Source organism: Glutamicibacter sp. BS14 (assembly GCF_056934375.1).
In genome coordinates, this window is the sequence record NZ_CM167801.1 from 431077 (window position 1) to 451917 (window position 20841).

A 20841-nucleotide genomic window follows, 5' to 3' on the forward strand; every position below is an offset into this window, starting at 1 on the left:
CCTACCTATGCTTAGCCCATGAACGCTTCAGTTGATCCGGCCGCTGCTGTTCGCCACGTAGCCAAGCACCCATGGTTCGAACGCGCCGCACGCCTGGGATACGTCGCCAACGGCGTACTTCACGCAACCGTGGGAATCCTCGCAGCTTTCGTCGCTGCCGGCGGCAAGGCGGAAGCCGATCAGGGCGGAGCCATGGGCGCCTTGGCAGAGCAGCCTTTCGGCATGGTCTTGCTGTGGATCTGCGCAATCGGCGCACTATTGCTGGGCCTATGGTCCTTGGCGCAGGCCTTCTTGCCCGAAAACGAGCTGAAGGGCAGGCTCAAGTCCGCGGCCATCTCGGTGTCCTTCTTGGCTGTCGGCTTCACCTTTGGGCGGTTTGCGGTGGGAATTCCCAGTGATTCGGGAAAGACTGCCACCAGCTTCAGCGGAGAAATGATGAAGACCGGACTTGGCCGGGGGTTGCTGATCGCCTTGGGCCTGGGGCTGCTGGCCATGGCCGGCTACTACATCTACAAGGGTGCCACCCGGAAGTTCTTGAAGGATCTCTCCGGTTCCGGAAATACCGAGGTATCGCGCGCGATCAAGTACTCGGGCATGCTGGGCTATCCTGCCAAAGGCGTAGTCCTCGGTGCCGTGGGCCTGCTCTTCATCGTGGCCACGGTACAGCGCGACCCGGAAGAGGCCAGCGGCATCGATGGCGCGCTGAAGGCCATCCAGGATCAGCCGTTTGGGCCGGTTGCCCTGGTTGCTATCGGTGCGGGCCTGGTTTGCTACGCGCTGTACCTGGTATTCCGTGCGCGCTACGACCGGATGGACTAGAAGTATCAGTCCAGCGTAATGATCATCCGGGTGTTGCCCAAGGTATTCGGCTTCACGCGGGCGAGGTCCAGGAATTCAGCAACGCCTTCATCCCGGGAGAGCAGGATCTCCTGGTATACCGCTGGATCCACGGCGCTCTGGTCAGCCATCACCTTGAAGCCTTGGCGTATGAAGAAATCCACTTCGAAGGTCAGGCAGAAGACGCGGCCAACCCCGACTTCCCGGGCACGTTCCAAGAGTTCGGAGAGCAGGACATGGCCTACGCCCTTGCCACGCAGCTCGCCCGAGGTCGCCAAGGTACGGATTTCGGCGATGTCTTCCCAGATGACGTGCAAACCGCCGCAGCCGACAACATTGCCGTCCGCGTCCTCGGCGACCAGGAATTCCTGGATGGACTCGTAGTAGGTGACCGCTTCCTTATCCAGCAGGATCCGTTCCTCGGCCAACGGGCGCACAAGATTGCGGATAGCGTTGACATCACTGGTTCTGGCTGAGCGGACGGTAAAAGAGTTCACGTTCTAAATCCTATGCCCCACCGTTTGCAGAATCGAAGCAGATGCCGGATATGTCATTGAAGGAACATCCCGCAACACGGTGTGCCAAGATAAACTTGAACATTGAAGTCGCACTGGAGCAAGGATGAGGATGCCAGCTAGAACAGCACGCCCCGGATTCGGGTTGCTTGCCATCCTCCTATCCGCCGTCGGCATCGCTCCCCTGCTTAATTACGGGTTGAACGCCACCAGCGACCTGGTCATCAGGGATTTGGGAATCACCGAATCCCAGTTCGGCCTGTTGGCGACAGTGTGCTTCGGCTGCGCCGCACTGGGTAACGCCGTCTTCGGGAAGTTCTCCGACAGGCAACCGGATACCAGGCTGGTCCTGCTGATCTTCGGCACGACGGCGGTCGCGCTGGGCTTGGCAGCCATTCCCGCAGGCTACGTCTTGCTCCTGGCGGCTTCCGGTTTGGCCGGCTTCGCCCAGTCATTCCCCAACGGGGTCACCAACCGCATTCTGGCCCAGCGCGTCCCTAGTGCCCAGCGCATCACGTGGACCGGCATCAAGCAGTCTGGCGTGCAGGTTTCACAGCTCGTAGGCAGCGTGGGGTTCCCGCTGCTGGCTGCATTCATTGGCTGGAACGGAGCATCGCTGGCCGGCGCCGTGCTCGCCGCGGTCCTCGCGGTGATCGCTGTACGGGTTATCCGCGCAACCCCCATGCTCGCCGCGCCTGCCCCGCAGAAGGCGGCAACGGGCGCGAGCCAGCCGGTGGCTGCGGCCACCCCCTCCACGAAGTTCGTCATTTTTGCGCTGGCCCTATTCGGTTTCATCAACGGTGTCGGCGTACAGGCGACCAACGTCTACCTGGCGCTCTTTGCGGTCCGCGAGCTGGACTTCTCCTTGGTCGCTGGCGGCCTGACCGCCGCGGTCGCTGGCGTCATTGGCGTTTCCGCCCGCGTCGGATGGGGGCAGATGATGTCACGCGGCGTATCAGCTCCTAAGCTCTTGCTGCTGCTGGCGTCGCTGGCCACTGCGGGCGGTGCCAGCTTCCTGATGGCCCAGCAGCTGCACTCGGTGGCCTTGCTCTGGCTAGCGGTCTGCCTGCACGGCGCCTCGGCCCTGGGAGTTTCGGTAGTGCTGATGGCGGGCTTGCTGCGGGTGATCCCCGCAAGCCGCCTGGGAAGTGCCAGCGGAATCGTCTCGGCGGGCCAGTTTGGCGGTTTCACCGTGGGGCCCTTGGCCATGGGCCTGCTGGTCGGCTCGGCCGGTGGCTTCACCGCGGGCTGGATCACCGTCACCGGGATCTACCTGTGCTCAACGGTGCTGGGTGCATTCCTTGTCCTGCGAGCCAGGAACCGGGGCTAGCCGGTGGATGCCGAAGCGCTGAAAACCCTGGCGCACCTGCGCCGGGCCAGGGACCTGATGGACCGGCACTATGCGGAACCATTGGATGTGCCTGCGTTGGCCCAGCGTGCTTCCATGTCTCCTGCTAATTTTTCCAGGGAGTTCAAGCGGGCCTATGGCGAGACCCCGCATGCCTATTTGCTCACCCGCCGTATCGAGCGCGCCATGCATCTGCTGCGCGCATCGGTCTCGGTAACAGATGCTTGCATGCAAGTGGGATGGACCTCTCTGGGTTCCTTCAGCACGCGCTTCACCGAAGTGGTCGGCGAAACTCCCTCGTCATACCGGGAACGGGACCATTCAGCCACCGAGCCGATCCCTGCCTGCATCGCCAAGATCCTTTTGCGTCCCGAGAGATTCTGAGCAGTTTTGAAGAAGCGCTATCTGGTCGGCGCTCCCTAGGCTGGAGCCATGGCAAGCATTTCAATCAATCATGTCCCTTTGACCGTGCTCGATGTGGATGAGGCGCTCGCGTTCTACCGCGATGCGCTGGGCTTCACGGTCCTCTCCGATGTCGCCAACGGCGGCTTCCGCTGGGTGTCCCTTGGCGGCTCCGACGGCGCCGGCACCAGCCTGGTGCTTTCGGCTCCGGGCGCTGGCCGGTCAGCTGCCGATGCGCAGGCCTTGGCCGAGCTGGTAGCCAAGGGCGCGATCGGGCCGCTGGTGCTGTCCACCAATGATCTGGACAAGGTCTTTGAAACTTTGAGCGCGTCGGGCGCTGAAGTCCTGCAGGAGCCAATGGACCAACCGTGGGGTCCGCGCGATTGCGCCTTCCGCGATCCTTCGGGAAATATGGTCCGTATCAACCAAGCAGTTCAGGGAGAAGAAGCATGAGCAGTTCAGAACAAGAAGGCTTTTCAGCCGCCGAGAAGGCCGCGATGAAAGAGCGGGCCGCTGAGGTGCGCACTTCGAAGAAGCGCATGACCAAAGCCGAGAAGGCGGAACAGGCCCGCAAGGAAGTGGAAGAGAAGATTGCTTCCTTCGAGGGCAACGACAAGGTGCTTGCGCAGAAGCTGCACCGGATCATCACCGAGACGGCTCCGGAATTGGAGCCGAAAACCTGGTATGGCATGCCCGCTTACGCTTTGGACGGCAAGATCTTGTGCTTCATGCAGGATGCCAAGAAGTTCGGTACCCGCTACCTGACTTTCGGCTTCAACGATGTTGCGCAGCTGGATGAGGGCACCCTATGGCCCACCTCGTTCGCCATTACCGCGCTTGATGGGCAGCTCGAAGAAATGCTTGCCGAGTTGGTAGCCAAGGCGGTGGCCCGCTAAGCCCAGCACGCCCGGAGGGAATCGATTGCTCTTCAGGCGTCGAGGCTTTCTTGCTCCGCCTGGGGCAATGCCTTTGCCAGCAGCGAGGCGGAAAGCGCGAAGACCCCGATCAGCCCAAGCAGTCCCATGCCAATAGGCAGGGTGCCTTGCTGCGCGGCGTCTTCTCCCATGGCAGCGAGAAGCATGGCAGCGCCCAGTCCGAGGATTCCGAAGCCAGCGGCCAGGAAGCAGACCACAATCGATTTCGGTCCCGGGTTCCAGTGCCCCAATGAGGTGAAGTCGCGGTAGGCAATGATGCCGATGGCAATACTGAGCGTGCCCGCGGCACCAATCACCAGCACCACCAGCCACGTTGGGCCGTATCCGGCTCCGTCGGTGCCGGCATGGCGCACCAATTGTCCAGGAAGCTGGGGACGGAGGAGAAGGTACAGGGCTGAATAGGCCATGACTGCGAGGCAGGAAGCGGCAATCAGCTGTTGCCCTTTGCTTCGCTTCTTCATGTGTTGAGCCTACGACATGGCCGGATTAAAGCCAATAGCCGTGGAACTGAACGTTGTCAGTTCCACGGCTATGGGTTATGCCTCTGCGGCCTAGCTTTCCAGTGCTGCCGGTGCCGGCTCGCCTTCCAGCTGGCCGGTGCCGCCTTCAGCGTGGAAGACGAACTTGCGGCTCTCGCCTTCGCCCTCGACGTCGACGGTGACCTTCTGGCCCGCAACGATCTGGCTGAAGAGGATGCGCTCGGAGAGCTGGTCCTCGATATCGCGCTGGATGGTGCGGCGAAGCGGGCGGGCACCCATTGCTGGATCGTAACCGCGCTGGGCCAGCAGGCTGCGGGCAGCCTGGGTCAGCTCGATGGTGATCTCGCGTTCTTCCAGGCGCTTGGCCAGGCGTGCGATGAACAGGTCGACGATTTCTTCGATCTCGTCCTGGTTCAGCTGCGGGAAGACCACGGTGTCATCAACACGGTTCAGGAATTCAGGGCGGAAATGCTGACGCAGTTCTTCCTGGACCTTGGCCTGCATGCGCTCGTAACCGGTCTTGGTATCCGCGGCCGACTGGAAGCCGGTCATCACACCCTTGGAGATGTCGCGGGTACCGAGGTTGGTGGTCATGATGATGATGGTGTTCTTGAAGTCCACCACACGGCCCTGGGAGTCGGTCAAGCGGCCGTCTTCCAGGATCTGCAGCAATGAGTTGAACAAGTCGGCATGCGCCTTCTCGACCTCGTCGAAGAGCACTACGGAGAACGGACGGCGGCGGACCTTTTCGGTCAGCTGCCCGCCCTCTTCGTAGCCGACGTAGCCCGGAGGAGCACCGAAGAGCCGGGAAACGGTGTGCTTCTCCGAGTATTCGGACATGTCCAGGGTGATCAGCGCGTCTTCTTCACCGAAGAGGAACTCTGCCAGCGCCTTGGCCAGCTCGGTCTTGCCTACACCGGTTGGGCCGGCGAAGATGAACGAACCACCTGGGCGGTTCGGATCCTTCAGGCCTGCACGGGTACGGCGGATCGCCTGGGAGATGGCCTTGATGGCCGAGTCCTGGCCGATGACGCGCTTGTGCAGCTCGTCTTCCATGTTCAGCAGGCGCGTGGACTCTTCCTCGGTCAGCTTCACAACCGGGATGCCGGTGGAGTTGGCAAGTACCTCGGCAATAAGGTCCTCGGTCACCTCGGAGACTTCGTCCATGTCGCCATTGCGCCAGGACTTCTCCTTCTCGTTGCGGGCCTCAATCAGCTTGGATTCCTTATCGCGCAGCGAGGCAGCCCCTTCGAAGTCCTGCGCGTCAATCGCAGCTTCCTTCTCCAGGCGCACGGTGGCGATTTCCTCGTCCATTTCCTTCAAGGCCGGAGGAGCGGTCATGCGCTGGATGCGCAGGCGTGCGCCCGCCTCGTCGATCAGGTCCACGGCCTTGTCCGGCAGGAAGCGATCGGAGATGTAGCGGTGCGCCAGCGTGGCAGCGGCCTGCAGTGCACCATCGGTGATGGTCACGCGGTGGTGCGCCTCGTAGCGGTCGCGCAGGCCACGCAGGATCTGCGTGGTCAGCTCCACCGAAGGCTCCTTGACCTGGATCGGCTGGAAGCGGCGCTCAAGCGCTGCATCCTTCTCGATATTCTTGCGGTACTCATCCAAGGTGGTGGCACCGATGGTCTGCAGTTCGCCACGAGCCAGCATCGGCTTGAGGATCGACGCGGCATCGATGGCGCCCTCGGCGGCACCAGCACCAACGAGGGTGTGGATCTCGTCGATGAACAGGATGATATCGCCACGGGTGCGGATTTCCTTGAGGACCTTCTTCAGGCGTTCCTCGAAGTCGCCGCGGTAGCGGGAGCCGGCCACCAGGGAACCGAGGTCCAGGGTGTACAGCTGCTTGTCCTTGATGGTCTCGGGCACATCGCCGCGCACGATCGACTGGGCCAGGCCCTCGACGACTGCGGTCTTGCCGACACCAGGCTCGCCGATCAGCACCGGGTTGTTCTTGGTACGGCGCGAGAGGACCTGCATGACGCGTTCCATCTCGTGCTCGCGGCCAATCACTGGATCGAGCTTGCCCTCGCGGGCAGCTGCGGTGAGGTTGCGGCCGAACTGGTCGAGCACCGCCGAGCCTGCCGGGGTGCCTTCCTGCTGTCCGCCCGAGCTGACGCCAGCGGAGGCAGTTTCCTTGCCGCCCTGGTAGCCCGAGAGCAGCTGGATGACCTGCTGGCGCACGCGACCGAGGTCAGCGCCCAGCTTCACCAGTACCTGGGCTGCGACGCCCTCGCCCTCGCGGATCAGGCCGAGCAGGATGTGCTCGGTACCAATGTAGTTATGCCCCAGCTGCAGCGCTTCGCGCAGCGAGAGCTCCAAAACCTTCTTGGCGCGAGGAGTGAACGGGATATGACCGGAAGGCGCCTGCTGGCCCTTGCCGATAATCTCCTGAACCTGCTCACGAACGGCACCCAGCGAAATATTCAGCGACTCAAGCGCCTTTGCGGCGACACCGTCGCCTTCGTGGATTAGACCGAGCAACAGGTGCTCGGTGCCGATGTAGTTGTGGTTGAGCATGCGCGCCTCTTCTTGGGCGAGCACGACAACTCGACGGGCACGGTCGGTAAATCTCTCAAACATCTTCGGCACACTCCTTGCTTACCAATAATTCGATGCTACGCACCAAGCGCCGGCAATGCGCCCTTGTTCGCCACAGGGATAACCGAAGCGGTCCCCTGGTACCGGAAATCCGTAATTGAGGTGCAATTAATTTCCAGATTTACTTGGCTCGCCAATATTGCGATGTTCAATGAAAGTATTGGATGAATTACGAACGTCGTTATAAGAATAAGAGCCGGCACGCATTGCGTGCCGGCTCTTATATTGAGACTTGTTGAAAACCTCGCAAATTACTTCGCGCGGTTTCGTCCGCCCTTGCGCATTGCAGCATTGTAGGCATCTACAACTTCTGCATTAAGGCGTCCGCGTGCGTTGACCTTGATGTTGTTTTCCTTCGCCCATGCGCGGATTGCTGGAGCTTCGCTCGCTGCAGTCTGCTTCGACGAGCGCGCCGCATCGATGTACGGCTCGATGGCTGCATGGAACTGAGCAGCATGCTCGTCGTTCAGGTCGATTTCAAAATGCTGACCAGCGACGCTGAATGCAATAGATTCAGTCGCCTCGCTACCATCAATATCGTCGATCAGGGCAATTTGAACCTGACGTGCCATTTAGGAATTCCTCCGAGCTTGAATGTACTGGACCAACTGACATTCGATCATCAGCCCATTTCAAACAACAAGCATATACAAATAGCCGCACTAAACTCTAATTATCATCAGAATTCACAAGGTTCTTTCAGGAAAGACTAATTCTCGTTTACTGGATTATTAGAATCCGAGCGATTTTGAATTAGCGCATCAGCTTCAGCTTCAGCTTGGCGTTCTTTTCGATCCGCGTTTGTAATTGCTTTCATCACGTACCAGAAAAGCAGCGCCAGGCCGATTGTCGGGACGATCGCCTCAATATATGGCATTCCTATGCCTCCGGCTTTAGGAGTGGGAACAGAATAGTTTCACGAATACCGACGTTGGTGAAAAGCATAACCAGACGATCGATACCCAAACCGATACCGCCCATCGGCGGTGCACCGTATTCCAATGCACGAAGGAAGTCTTCGTCAAGCTGCATTGCTTCCGGATCGCCGCCAGCAGCCATCAGGGACTGCTCGGTCAGGCGCTCGCGCTGGATCACCGGGTCAATCAGCTCGGAGAACGCGGTACCGCGCTCCATGCCGCCGATGATCAGGTCCCAGGCCTCGATGACTCCCGGCTTCGAGCGATGCGGGCGTGCCAGCGGCTGTGCCAGTGGCGGGTAGTCGCACACGAAGGTCGGGTCGATCAAGGTCGGCTCGACGATTTCGCCGAACAGCTCGATGACCAGCTTCTGGGCGCCCCAGGCCGGATCGATCTTCAGTTCGTGCTTCGCAGCGACTTCGCGCAGCACCGAAGCATCGGTTTCCGGGGTGATCTCCACGCCAACAGCTTCGGACAGGCCAGGGTAGACGCTGACCCAGCGCCATTCGCCGTCCAGGTTAGCGGTGCCCTTCGGGGTCTCGATGGTCCGGCCGGCGCCAATGGCGTCAGCGGCGTTGAGGATGATTTCCTTGATGCGATCGGCCATGACGTACTGGTCGGCGTAGGCTTCGTAGGATTCCAAGGTGGTGAATTCCGGCGAGTGGGTCGAGTCGACACCCTCGTTGCGGAAGATGCGCCCCACTTCGAAGACGCGGTCGACACCGCCAACGACGCAACGCTTGAGGTACAGCTCGGTTGCGATGCGCAGGGTCATTTCCTGGTCAAAGGCGTTCAGGTGCGTCTTGAATGGACGGGCCGAAGCGCCACCGTGAACCAGCTGCAGCATCGGGGTCTCAACCTCGACGTAGCCGCGGTTCTCCAGGGTGTTGCGTACGGCGCGGACGATCGCGGCGCGCTTGTAGACCATTTCGCGGGCCTCGTTGCGCACGATCAAATCGGCGTAGCGCTGGCGCACGCGGGTCTCTTCATTCAGATCGGCGTGCAGCACCGGCAGTGGGCGCAGGGCCTTGGAAGCCATTTCCCAAGCGTCTGCCATTATGGACAGCTCGCCGCGGCGCGAGGAGATGACCTTTCCGGTCACGAACACATGGTCGCCCAGATCGACGAGCGACTTCCACTGGGCCAGGCGCTCTTCGCCAACGTTGGCAAGCGAGAGCATGACCTGCAGGCGAACCCCTTCGCCCTTCTGGCCGCCTTCCTGCAAGGTGGCGAAGCACAGCTTGCCGGTGTTGCGCATGAAAACGATGCGGCCGACGATGCCGACGACGTCTTCGGTCTCTTCACCAGCTTCGAGGTGCTCGTACTTGTCGCGGATTTCCTGCAACGAGTGGGTGCGAGCTATGCCTACCGGGTAGGCTTCCTCGCCCTTGGCCAGCAGCTGGTTGCGCTTATCGGTGCGCACCTGTCGCTGGTCGTTTGGATCTGGGGCCTGTGCGGAATTATTTTCGGAAGTCACAATAGACCATTCTACGTGTCATGGCGTGCAGTTGAAGCCCTTCATGATCAGCCTTACACAGTGATCTTGGCCCGCAACGCAGGATAGGGCAGGGCAAAGCTGGCTTTGCCCCTGCCCTATCCATTCAGTTATGCGGTTTACCAGATTTCTACGCGGTCAGCTGGATCCAGCCACATGCCATCGCCGGGCTTGGTGCCGAAGGCCTCGTGGAAGGATGCCAGGTTCTTCGGAACCTGGTTGCAGCGGAACTCCCCGGGTGCATGCGGGTCGGTGGTCACGCGTACCACCGCGGTCTCCGGACGAATCAGCGTGCGCCAGCATTCGGCCCAGGAGTAGAAGAAGCGCTGGTCTCCGGTGATGCCGTCGATCACTTCATCTTCCTGTATGCCAAGGGCGGCCAACTCGAGCTTGTAGGCCTTGTAGGCAATGCCCAGGCCACCGAGGTCGCCGATGTTCTCGCCCAAGGTCAGTGCACCGTTGACGTTGTGTTCCGGGGCTTCTGAAGGGGACAGCGCGTTGTACTGGTCCACCAGCTTGGCGGTCAGCTTCTCGAAGGAAGCCCGGTCCTCATCGGTCCACCAATTGGTCAACTGGCCAGTGCCATCGAACTGCGAGCCCTGGTCATCGAAGCCGTGGCCGATTTCGTGGCCGATGACCGCGCCGATGCCGCCGAAATTCGAGGCGATGTCGCGGTTCACGTCGAAGAATGGCGGGCGCAGGATTGCCGCTGGGAACGCGATTTCGTTCAGCAGCGGGTGGTAGTAGGCGTTCACAGTCTGGGGGAACATGAACCACAGTTCGCGATCCACCCCGTCATCGATCTTCTTCAATTCACGAGCGAACTCGAATTCGTTCGCCGAGGCAATATTCGCGATGACGTCCAGTTCATCAGCCTGGATGGCAGAGTAGTCGATCCATTGGTTCGGGTAGCCGATCTTCGGACGGAACTTGGAAAGCTTATCCAGTGCCTTTTCGATGGTCTCCGGGCCCATCCAGGACAGTTCGCTGATCGAGATGCGGTAAGCCTCGATGAGCCGCTGAACCAGCGCGTCCATGGCGCCCTTGGCCTCTGCAGGGAAGTGCTCAGCCACGTACAGCTGGCCGATGTCTTCGCCAACAGCACCTTCGGTGAATGCGACACCTCGCTTCCAGCGTTCCTTGAGCTGTTCCACGCCACCGAGCTTGGCCGAGTAGAAGGAGAAATTCTCATTGACGAATGCGCTGGACAAATAGGGAGCGAAGGAGCGCAGCACCTGGACCCGCAACCAGTTCTTCCAGGCATCCAGCGGCTGGGAGCCGAATAGCTCAGACAATCCCTGAAGGTAGCTTGGCTGCCAGACGACAACTTCGCTGTAGTACTTCGGCTCAATGCCGGCGCCAGCCAGCCAGGTCCTCACACCCGGGAAAAGCGCGGAAAGCTCCTCATCGGACATCAGGTTGTAGCGTGCCTGAGCATCGCGGACCTTGACCCGGTCCCAGTGATGCGAGGCCATGGCCTTCTCGAGCGCTACGACATGTGCGGCCGCGGCTTCGGCATCAGCAATACCGCCAAGGGCCAGCAGGCGGCCAAGGTGGTCCTGGTAGTCGGATACGGTTTCAGCGAACTGCTCTTCGCGATAGTAGGACTCATCAGGCAGGCCCAGGCCGCCTTGCAGGAAGGTCAGCAGGTTCCGGTCCGGATTGCCGGCGTCGTTCATCGCGCCGATATCCATGAAGCCGCTGATGCCTTTGCGCTGGAAGAAACCGCATACTTCGAGCAGCTGTTCGGTGCTCTGGATATCCGAAATAGTATTCAAGAAGACAGCAACCGGATCGGCACCGCGTTCTTCGATAACGGCTTCATTCATGAATGAGCTGTAGAGGCGGGCGATGCGCTGGGTGGCGGCGTCAGTTTCTGCACCGGAATCGACCTTCTGCACTGCTTCATTAATGATTCCGTGGACCGCAGCCTCAGCCTGGTCGCGGAGTTCCATGAAGGAACCGTAAATTCCTTGATCTCCTGGAATTGTTGCTGTCTCGAACCACTTGCCATTGCTATGGCGGTAGAGATCGTCCTGGGGACGAATTGAATCGTCGCGGTATGTCAGTGGACTCGTAGTCTCGGTGGTCAAGGAAAGCCCCTCGTGTAGAAGATCTTGTTATTTCTACTACACACCTTATCTACTTCCATGAAGATAGGAAGGGTGAGGACGGCCGATGCGCGTACGGCTTAAATAGTCTAGTTAAACAGGTGAGGCCCCGGCACCAAACGGTACCAGGGCCTCAAACCATCTACTCAAGTTAAGTCCGGCGGTGACCTACTCTCCCACACCCTCACGAGTGCAGTACCATCGGCGCAGTGGGCCTTAGCTTCCGGGTTCGGTATGGGACCGGGCGTTTCCCCCACGCTATGACCGCCGTAACAATCACGAAGCACACAAACCAAAACGTTTCCTGGTCAGTGTTTTCCGGTGCTACAAAGTCTTGTATCCGTATTTGCTGGTTAGAGGTTGTTGTCTCGTAACCGCATAGTGAACGCGAACAGCATTGAAATCATCAGTTCAAATATTGTTTTATTGTGTGTTGAAAGTCATCGGCCTATTAGTACAGGTCAGCTACACAAGTCTTTAGTCCTTGCTTCCACATCCTGCCTATCAACCCAGTGGTCTAGCTGGGGGCCTCTCACACTCAAGGTGCATGGAAATCTCATCTCGAAGCAGGCTTCCCGCTTAGATGCTTTCAGCGGTTATCCCTTCCAAACGTAGCTAATCAGCGATGCACTTGGCAGTACAACTGACACACCAGAGGTTCGTCCGTCCCGGTCCTCTCGTACTAAGGACAGCCCTTCTCAAATTTCCAACGCGCGCAGCGGATAGGGACCGAACTGTCTCACGACGTTCTAAACCCAGCTCGCGTACCGCTTTAATGGGCGAACAGCCCAACCCTTGGGACCTACTCCAGCCCCAGGATGCGACGAGCCGACATCGAGGTGCCAAACCATGCCGTCGATATGGACTCTTGGGCAAGATCAGCCTGTTATCCCCGAGGTACCTTTTATCCGTTGAGCGACGGCCCTTCCACGAGGTGCCGCCGGATCACTAGTCCCGACTTTCGTCCCTGCTCGAGCTGTCACTCTCACAGTCAAGCTCCCTTGTGCACTTACACTCGACACCTGATTGCCAACCAGGCTGAGGGAACCTTTGGGCGCCTCCGTTACATTTTAGGAGGCAACCGCCCCAGTTAAACTACCCATCAGGCACTGTCCCTGAACCAGATCATGGTCCGAAGTTAGGTGACCGGTACAGCCAGAGTGGTATTTCAACGATGACTCCACCTGAACTAGCGTCCAAGCTTCACAGTCTCCCACCTATCCTACACAAGCTGCACCGAACACCAATACCAAACTATAGTAAAGGTCTCGGGGTCTTTCCGTCCTGCTGCGCGTAACGAGCATCTTTACTCGTACTGCAATTTCGCCGAGTTCATGGTTGAGACAGCGGGGAAGTCGTTACTCCATTCGTGCAGGTCGGAACTTACCCGACAAGGAATTTCGCTACCTTAGGATGGTTATAGTTACCACCGCCGTTTACTGGGGCTTAAATTCTCAGCTTCGCATTACTGCTAACCAGTCCTCTTAACCTTCCAGCACCGGGCAGGAGTCAGTCCGTATACATCGTCTTGCGACTTCGCACGGACCTGTGTTTTTAGTAAACAGTCGCTTCCCCCTGGTCTCTGCGGCCCACACCCGCATCAGAGAAGCAAGTTCTCATCACGGGGCAGGCCCCCCTTCTTCCGAAGTTACGGGGGCATTTTGCCGAGTTCCTTAACCATGATTCTCTCGATCGCCTTAGTATTCTCTACCTGATCACCTGTGTCGGTTTGGGGTACGGGCGGACTTGGACCTCGCGCCGATGCTTTTCTAGGCAGCATAGGATCACCGAATCACCCCGAAAACGGGGCGCCTATCAGGTCTCAGAAACATGAGCGGCGGATTTGCCAACCACTCTTCCTACACCCTTGGACCAGGTCAATTCCATTGCCTGGCTCGGCTACCTTCCTGCGTCACACCTGTTAATACGCTGACCTCACTGCATCGGTTCCCACCACATCAACCAGCAAGATACCCGAAGGCACCAACAGCTAGCGTCAATCATGGTTAGCATCCACAGCTCAGTATGGGCGGTCCTTCGCCGGTACGGGAATATCAACCCGTTGTCCATCGACTACGCCTGTCGGCCTCGCCTTAGGTCCCGACTAACCCAGGGCAGATTAGCTTAACCCTGGAACCCTTGATCATTCGGCGGACGGGTTTCTCACCCGTCATTCGCTACTCATGCCTGCATTCTCACTCGTGTGGCCTCCACCGCTGGTTTACACCGCGACTTCACCGTCCACACGACGCTCCCCTACCCATCCAAACACCCAATCGAAACCAGGTTAATATTTGAATGACGCAACTTCGGCGGTGTGCTTGAGCCCCGCTACATTATCGGCGCGGAATCACTTGACCAGTGAGCTATTACGCACTCTTTCAAGGGTGGCTGCTTCTAAGCCAACCTCCTGGTTGTCACAGCAACTCCACATCCTTTTCCACTTAGCACACGCTTAGGGGCCTTAGTTGGCGTTCTGGGCTGTTTCCCTCTCGACTATGAAGCTTATCCCCCACAGTCTCACTGCTGCGCTCTCACTTGCCGGCATTCGGAGTTTGGCTAAGGTCAGTAACCTTGTAGGGCCCATCGCCTATCCAGTAGCTCTACCTCCAGCAAGAAACACGCAACGCTGCACCTAAATGCATTTCGGGGAGAACCAGCTATCACGAAGTTTGATTGGCCTTTCACCCCTACCCACAGCTCATCCCCTCCATTTTCAACTGAAGTGGGTTCGGTCCTCCACACGCTCTTACACGCGCTTCAACCTGGCCATGGGTAGATCACTTCGCTTCGGGTCTAGATCACGCCACTCAAACGCCCTATTCAGACTCGCTTTCGCTACGGCTTCCCCACACGGGTTAACCTCGCGACGTAACACTAACTCGCAGGCTCATTCTTCAAAAGGCACGCCATCACCAGGGAACAAGTCCCCAGCTCTAACGGATTGTAAGCGCACGGTTTCAGGTACTATTTCACTCCCCTCCCGGGGTACTTTTCACCATTCCCTCACGGTACTGATTCACTATCGGTCATCAAGTAGTATTCAGGCTTACCAGGTGGTCCTGGCAGATTCACACAAGGTTTCACGGGCCCCGTGCTACTCGGGTATCAACACTAGAACGGCAGACACGCATTACACCTACGGGACTATCACCCTCTATGGTCCGGCATTCCAACCGATTCACCTATACGCCTGCACCTCATCCCACCAGCAAGATAGCGCTGGTACATGCCGACCCCACAACCCCGGTGATGCAACGCCTATCCGCTATCACACACCAACCGGTTTAGCCCCATCCGCGTTCGCTCGCCACTACTAACGGAATCACTGTTGTTTTCTCTTCCTGCGGGTACTGAGATGTTTCACTTCCCCGCGTTCCCTCCACACAGCCTATACATTCAGCTGCAGGTCACACCACATAACATGGTGCGGGGTTCCCCCATTCGGAAATCCTGGTCTCAACGTCCGGTTATCGACTCCACCAGGCTTATCGCAGATTCCCACGTCCTTCATCGGCTCTTGATGCCAAGGCATCCACCGTGCGCCCTTAAAAACTTCAACACAACATCAAAGTCAAAAGATATGAGCAATAAAACAATCTAACAAAATCACGCAGACAAGACTCCAACACCAGGCAATCCAAGGAAAAGGACTACCCAGCTCATCTCATCTGCAAGATGCTCGCGTTCACTATACAGTTCCCAAACAACAACCCCGCACCCCCGCAACAACACCCCAAAACCAACACCAACCAAAGGCCAGCATCAATCCAACAGGACATCCTTGCAGCAAACACAGGACAAACACCGAAACACCAAGAACCCCTCACCCAAGCGAACACCACCAGGACCCTCCCCACAGGAAGAACCCCAGCAACCATTCACCAGGAAAGGAGGCTTGTTGCCTCAAAACCCAACAGCATGCCAAACCATACAAACCACGCAACACCCACACACCGCATTCCAGCACCGCAAGAAGAAAACCCCCTGCAATGCGTACTAGCAGATGCCCAAGCACCACGCGGCCACAGCCAATACCCCGCACCAGCATCAGCCAGCACGTTTTCCGGTATTGAGTCCATTGATATTCCACCCATGAGCAACCCACCCGGACAACACTCGTGTCCAGCATGGGCAACCAATAATGGTTAGCTCCTTAGAAAGGAGGTGATCCAGCCGCACCTTCCGGTACGGCTACCTTGTTACGACTTAGTCCCAATCGCCAGTCCCACCTTCGACGACTCCCCCCACACAAGGTGGTTAGGCCATCGGCTTCGGGTGTTACCAACTTTCGTGACTTGACGGGCGGTGTGTACAAGGCCCGGGAACGTATTCACCGCAGCGTTGCTGATCTGCGATTACTAGCGACTCCGACTTCATGGGGTCGAGTTGCAGACCCCAATCCGAACTGAGACCGGCTTTTAGGGATTAGCTCCACCTCACAGTATCGCAACCCATTGTACCGGCCATTGTAGCATGCGTGAAGCCCAAGACATAAGGGGCATGATGATTTGACGTCATCCCCACCTTCCTCCGAGTTGACCCCGGCAGTCTCCCATGAGTCCCCACCTTTACGTGCTGGCAACATGGAACGAGGGTTGCGCTCGTTGCGGGACTTAACCCAACATCTCACGACACGAGCTGACGACAACCATGCACCACCTGTGAACCAGCCCCGAAGGGAAACCCCATCTCTGAGGCGGTCTGGCACATGTCAAGCCTTGGTAAGGTTCTTCGCGTTGCATCGAATTAATCCGCATGCTCCGCCGCTTGTGCGGGCCCCCGTCAATTCCTTTGAGTTTTAGCCTTGCGGCCGTACTCCCCAGGCGGGGCACTTAATGCGTTAGCTACGGCGCGGAAAACGTGGAATGTCCCCCACACCTAGTGCCCAACGTTTACGGCATGGACTACCAGGGTATCTAATCCTGTTCGCTCCCCATGCTTTCGCTCCTCAGCGTCAGTAAATGCCCAGAGACCTGCCTTCGCCATCGGTGTTCCTCCTGATATCTGCGCATTTCACCGCTACACCAGGAATTCCAGTCTCCCCTACATCACTCTAGTCTGCCCGTACCCACCGCAGATCCGAGGTTGAGCCTCGGACTTTCACGGCAGACGCGACAAACCGCCTACGAGCTCTTTACGCCCAATAAATCCGGATAACGCTTGCGCCCTACGTATTACCGCGGCTGCTGGCACGTAGTTAGCCGGCGCTTCTTCTGCAGGTACCGTCACTTTCGCTTCTTCCCTACTGAAAGAGGTTTACAACCCGAAGGCCGTCATCCCTCACGCGGCGTCGCTGCATCAGGCTTTCGCCCATTGTGCAATATTCCCCACTGCTGCCTCCCGTAGGAGTCTGGGCCGTGTCTCAGTCCCAGTGTGGCCGGTCACCCTCTCAGGCCGGCTACCCGTCGTCGCCTTGGTGAGCCATTACCTCACCAACAAGCTGATAGGCCGCGAGTCCATCCCCCACCGATAAATCTTTCCACCAACAACCATGCGGTCAAAGGTAATATCCGGTATTAGACCCAGTTTCCCGGGCTTATCCCAGAGTCGGGGGCAGGTTACTCACGTGTTACTCACCCGTTCGCCACTAATCCACCCAGCAAGCTGGGCTTCATCGTTCGACTTGCATGTGTTAAGCACGCCGCCAGCGTTCATCCTGAGCCAGGATCAAACTCTCCATAAAAAAATAAAAAGCCACCGGCAACCCCTTGGAAAATAAGGGCGAAGCCAATGAAGTCCTGGCGAATAATAAAACACTCAAGAACACTGCACGGGGGTGCAATGCCTCAAGCAAATGTTATGTATTCACCAAATAAAAATATTCGGTATCAACAAACTTGGCACACTATTGAGTTCTCAAACAACAAACACTTACCGGTTCTTTACCCACCATTCCAGGCGGTAATTTCGTCCAGCGTTATATTCATATTCTATAACTTCGAATTCCTGAAAGTCAAATCCATTGTTTGTGATTTGAACCAGTATTCTCAGTTCCCATTCTTTTCAATTGTTGTCCACAAGACTGTGGAAAAACCTTGATTTTCTGGGGTTCTGCCGCCGTTTCACATCCGGTTATTTCTTCCGTTTTGTTCTCGGCGACAAGGAAAAACTATACACAGGTTTTGGGGGTCCTGCAAATCGGGTGGGTGGTTTTTGACGGTGACCGTGCACACTTAATTCCTGAACTGCTGATTCGGCTCTTTCCATGTGCCCAATCGCTGGCAATTATTACCGAGCTAGGGCTGAGCGCGTAAACATTATTTCGCAGCTGCACAGAGCATCAGCGCCTGTACCTAGCGAGTTTATTGAACCCTTGAGAAGCGTACGCATATACGCGAACCCAATGAATTGTGCCCACATCAGCCGATTAGACGATGCGGGCGCATGCGTGCGTCTGAGCAAGGCACAAGAAGAGAACGCACATGGCGAAACGATGCATCTGGAGGTTCCATGCGCGTGACGGCCAAGGCGGCATCAGCGCAATGACTACCTAGAGCAGTCGGCATTGATGCCGGCCCAATACAGGTCTTGCAGTGCTACGTAAGCACCACCCTCGGCTACGGTGAATAGCAGCGATATTTCGATCGCTGCCACTCCACTTGATGATCTACCGAATACAGGATGAAGTCTATGAAGTTCACGGCGTTGGAACGCTATTGCCACCTCACTGGGCAATCGTATGGCGAGGTGACTCCCGAAGAACAGCAGAGCGATTATCAAGCCGGGGTAACTGAGCTTGACGGACAGCGGTGGCGGATCAGGACCGCAAGGATCACGCCAACAAAGCCAGGTGGGTTCGTAGCCATATGGCATCGGGACGAAACTGGGACTACTGCCCCCTACGAATCCGAAGAGGGACTGCGCGGAGTTATGGTCTTTATCGAGGAAGCCGGCTGTTTCGGCGTCTTCCGCTTTACTCAACAGCACCTCGAGGAGCTGGGCGTCTTCGCCTCAGCATCGGCTCCAGGCAAGCGCGGTTTCCGCGTCTATCCATCATGGACGGCTGGCCTTAAGGGGCAAGCGAAGAAAAGCCAGAATAGTCAGCTGCCTGCGTTCACGTTGCTCGCAGACTAACTTGTCCCGCTCAGACGCCTACTGCAGCTCCATGCGCCGGAACCTGAGTTCTCGTTGCGCACCACGCAAAGGTGAACCTTCAAAAGGCAACTCGCTGAGATCCACAGTCAATGCGGCTTTCAATGCCAACTGGTTCGCTGACTGCGTGGCCCGGTCAGCCAAGCCGAGCACCCTTGCAAGCTCCGCCCAGTGCTTCTTCTTCAGATTCTTAGCCTTGCCGGCAACAGTCAAAGCCATGGTGTCATCGCCGTAGACCAGGGTGCATGGGATGTCGTAGATGGGCGCTACATTAAACCGTCCATGCAAGTCCGCCAGAATCGAGACGTTCTTTCCATGCAAGTCGCCGTTGCCAGTTAGCCACGCAAAGACGAACTGCATGTATAGATTGCGCCTGGCGAGCACCGGAGCCTGGCACTGCAGCGCTAAGGCTTCAATAGCTTGTTCCGTGCTCACTGCATACTTGCTTGCCGGCGGAAGGTTCAATACCTGCATGGCATCTTCCAACGCCAAACGCGTGGGACTATCCGCCCCCTCGACACCCTCGCGATCGAACCTCTCGACCAGCAGCCCCGGACTCCCAGTGGAATCCAGTACTAGCCGATTGTTTGCGACCGGAAGTTTGAGCAATCGCGCTGCTTTCAGGTGCTGCGCCTCATTAACGACCAAATGCGGATGATCCCGGGGATCAAGCTTGAGCAGATAGGCGCTGTTCTTGAACTCCACTGGTGTTGTCAGCATGGTTGCGCTGATCTTGTCTTGCACGCCGGGGATCGAGTGGCGGTCCAAGGTGCGCGCGAGGACCGAGAAGTCGAGTTCGGCCGTGCTGCTGAATTCAGCAACCACGGGGGTTTGCTCCAGTGCTGATCCTTCCGGAACAACGCGTACATTGCCTGGAGTATCGGCGCCCACTGCCATCAGCAGAGTCAACTCGTCAGAGATGCTGGTCTTAGTTGCGTCCTTGAGAACGGTCAGGCGATGGCCTTCGGGCAATAGTCCCGAGAAGAACGATGGCAACGCGCCCCCAGGCCCAACGTATGCCTCCGGAGAAGCTGGCAAAGATGTCGCAATGCCCGCGCCACCATGTGCAAGGTAGTCCTTGTTATAGCTGAAGGCCACGCTTCCGTCGGACTGTCTGGCTAGAGTGCCGGCGAGGTTTTCGTTGCAGTAGACGTCAGCCTTGGTAACAAGCTTGAGCTCTTGGAGTTGCGGCTTCATTTGGCCACGCGAATTCGAAGGCCGAGTACATTTGCGACGGAGAGCACCGCTTCAATGGAGGGGTTTCCCGCCCCTCGTTCTATGGAGCGCAGCGTACGTTCGGAGATGCCAGCTAATTCAGCCAGCTGTTCCTGCGTCAGGCCATTCTGTTTTCTAACGCGCTGCAATTCGGCCCCTAGCTCAGTCACTGAATTCATGAAGGATCCTCTTCCGGCAGCATTTCGCCGATTGGCGACATTCTGCTCACTATCATTCAGCATGGAGCAAGAATCGGCAACAAGTTACCGAAATGATAGCCAGGTGCAAGCAATCGATTGTCAGAGGCATCAAAAGGCAGGATCTTGCCGATTGGCGGACCGGAACCCATCGGATAAAGCACCTGCAACGGAGCGGGCGTTCTCTCCCGTAGTGAGCCGCGGAGGTCCAGGGCCACGCCGTCTGCTTAGTCGCTTCAAGCGCGTCCGACATCGGGACACAGCTTAGCCATGGCTGCATTCACAACCCCATGCCTGCCTGGTCGTTCCTTGAGCGGTCTGCGCTAGCGACCAGCACTCAAGCTCGTTAAAGCAGGAGGGGAGGAGGAACCAAGCAGCACCAGCTGCCCAATTCCCCCTCCCCTTCCCGTTAAACAGGTGAGGCCCCGGCACCAAACGGTACCAGGGCCTCAAACCATCTACTCAAGTTAAGTCCGGCGGTGACCTACTCTCCCACACCCTCACGAGTGCAGTACCATCGGCGCAGTGGGCCTTAGCTTCCGGGTTCGGTATGGGACCGGGCGTTTCCCCCACGCTATGACCGCCGTAACAATCACGAAGCACACAAACCAAAACGTTTCCTGGTCAGTGTTTTCCGGTGCTACAAAGTCTTGTATCCGTATTTGCTGGTTAGAGGTTGTTGTCTCGTAAC

General features: G+C 57.8%; 15 protein-coding genes and 4 rRNA genes. 6 read left to right on the plus strand and 13 right to left on the minus strand.

Features of this window, described 5'->3' with window-relative positions; all coding sequences use genetic code 11:
• Nucleotides 1–18: 18 nt before the first annotated feature.
• Nucleotides 19–819, plus strand: a complete 801-nt coding sequence (locus AC1Z36_RS02085) for a DUF1206 domain-containing protein (protein WP_105659009.1) — start codon at nt 19–21, stop codon at nt 817–819.
• Nucleotides 820–824: 5 nt separating this feature from the next.
• Here the strand turns inward: AC1Z36_RS02085 and AC1Z36_RS02090 are convergent, their stop codons facing one another.
• On the minus strand, nt 825–1334 hold the full coding sequence (locus AC1Z36_RS02090) for an amino-acid N-acetyltransferase (RefSeq protein ID WP_105659010.1): 510 nt from the start codon (nt 1332–1334) through the stop codon (nt 825–827).
• A 130-nt stretch (nt 1335–1464) separates the two neighbouring features.
• Here AC1Z36_RS02090 and AC1Z36_RS02095 point away from each other — a divergent pair, with 130 nt between their 5' ends.
• Genes AC1Z36_RS02095 through AC1Z36_RS02110 form a run of 4 tightly spaced genes read left to right on the plus strand, consistent with a single transcriptional unit; the run spans nt 1465 to nt 3998 of the window.
• Nucleotides 1465–2682, plus strand: a complete 1218-nt coding sequence (locus AC1Z36_RS02095; RefSeq protein ID WP_286134409.1) for an MFS transporter — start codon at nt 1465–1467, stop codon at nt 2680–2682.
• Nucleotides 2683–2739: 57 nt separating this feature from the next.
• On the plus strand, nt 2740–3084 hold the full coding sequence (locus AC1Z36_RS02100) for a helix-turn-helix domain-containing protein (RefSeq protein WP_483561954.1): 345 nt from the start codon (nt 2740–2742) through the stop codon (nt 3082–3084).
• Between the two features lie 48 nt (nt 3085–3132).
• Nucleotides 3133–3555 (plus strand): VOC family protein, encoded by a 423-nt coding sequence (locus AC1Z36_RS02105; RefSeq protein WP_105659013.1) that lies wholly within the window; start codon nt 3133–3135, stop codon nt 3553–3555.
• Nucleotides 3552–3998 (plus strand): iron chaperone, encoded by a 447-nt coding sequence (locus tag AC1Z36_RS02110; RefSeq protein ID WP_105659014.1) that lies wholly within the window; start codon nt 3552–3554, stop codon nt 3996–3998. The genes AC1Z36_RS02105 and AC1Z36_RS02110 overlap by 4 nt, the downstream gene beginning before the upstream one ends.
• Before the next feature lie 32 nt (nt 3999–4030).
• Here AC1Z36_RS02110 and AC1Z36_RS02115 read toward each other — a convergent pair whose 3' ends face one another.
• From AC1Z36_RS02115 to AC1Z36_RS02155, 9 genes are all read right to left on the minus strand, one after another.
• Nucleotides 4031–4498: a hypothetical protein gene (locus AC1Z36_RS02115; protein WP_105662701.1), complete on the minus strand. Its 468-nt coding sequence runs from the start codon at nt 4496–4498 to the stop codon at nt 4031–4033.
• Nucleotides 4499–4588: 90 nt separating this feature from the next.
• A complete protein-coding gene (locus tag AC1Z36_RS02120; RefSeq protein WP_105659016.1) occupies nt 4589–7102 on the minus strand; it encodes an ATP-dependent Clp protease ATP-binding subunit in 2514 nt (837 codons plus the stop codon).
• Between the two features lie 269 nt (nt 7103–7371).
• Complete coding sequence (locus AC1Z36_RS02125) at nt 7372–7692, minus strand: histone-like nucleoid-structuring protein Lsr2 (RefSeq protein ID WP_105659017.1); 321 nt, start codon at nt 7690–7692, stop codon at nt 7372–7374.
• Nucleotides 7693–7829: 137 nt separating this feature from the next.
• On the minus strand, nt 7830–7997 hold the full coding sequence (locus tag AC1Z36_RS02130) for a hypothetical protein (protein ID WP_166650875.1): 168 nt from the start codon (nt 7995–7997) through the stop codon (nt 7830–7832).
• A 2-nt stretch (nt 7998–7999) separates the two neighbouring features.
• Entirely contained in the window at nt 8000–9514 is a 1515-nt protein-coding gene (gene lysS, locus AC1Z36_RS02135; protein WP_483561608.1) for a lysine--tRNA ligase, read from the minus strand.
• 137 nt (nt 9515–9651) lie between these two features.
• Nucleotides 9652–11625, minus strand: coding sequence for a M13 family metallopeptidase (locus AC1Z36_RS02140; protein WP_483561609.1), 1974 nt, complete (start codon nt 11623–11625; stop codon nt 9652–9654).
• A gap of 173 nt (nt 11626–11798) precedes the next feature.
• Nucleotides 11799–11915, minus strand: a 5S ribosomal RNA gene (gene rrf, locus AC1Z36_RS02145).
• A 158-nt stretch (nt 11916–12073) separates the two neighbouring features.
• Nucleotides 12074–15205, minus strand: a 23S ribosomal RNA gene (locus AC1Z36_RS02150).
• A 598-nt stretch (nt 15206–15803) separates the two neighbouring features.
• Nucleotides 15804–17329, minus strand: a 16S ribosomal RNA gene (locus tag AC1Z36_RS02155).
• Together the 16S, 23S and 5S rRNA genes form the textbook arrangement of a ribosomal RNA operon.
• Before the next feature lie 947 nt (nt 17330–18276).
• Between AC1Z36_RS02155 and AC1Z36_RS02160 the strand changes: the two genes are divergently transcribed.
• A complete protein-coding gene (locus AC1Z36_RS02160; RefSeq protein WP_038993720.1) occupies nt 18277–18720 on the plus strand; it encodes a MepB family protein in 444 nt (147 codons plus the stop codon).
• A gap of 18 nt (nt 18721–18738) precedes the next feature.
• Here AC1Z36_RS02160 and AC1Z36_RS02165 read toward each other — a convergent pair whose 3' ends face one another.
• From AC1Z36_RS02165 to rrf (AC1Z36_RS02175), 3 genes are all read right to left on the minus strand, one after another.
• Nucleotides 18739–19935 (minus strand): type II toxin-antitoxin system HipA family toxin, encoded by a 1197-nt coding sequence (locus AC1Z36_RS02165; protein WP_133835120.1) that lies wholly within the window; start codon nt 19933–19935, stop codon nt 18739–18741.
• Nucleotides 19932–20132, minus strand: coding sequence for a helix-turn-helix transcriptional regulator (locus AC1Z36_RS02170; RefSeq protein ID WP_105662736.1), 201 nt, complete (start codon nt 20130–20132; stop codon nt 19932–19934). The genes AC1Z36_RS02165 and AC1Z36_RS02170 overlap by 4 nt, the downstream gene beginning before the upstream one ends.
• Nucleotides 20133–20621: 489 nt before the next feature.
• A 5S ribosomal RNA gene (gene rrf / locus AC1Z36_RS02175) occupies nt 20622–20738 on the minus strand.
• Between the last annotated feature and the right edge of the window lie 103 nt (nt 20739–20841).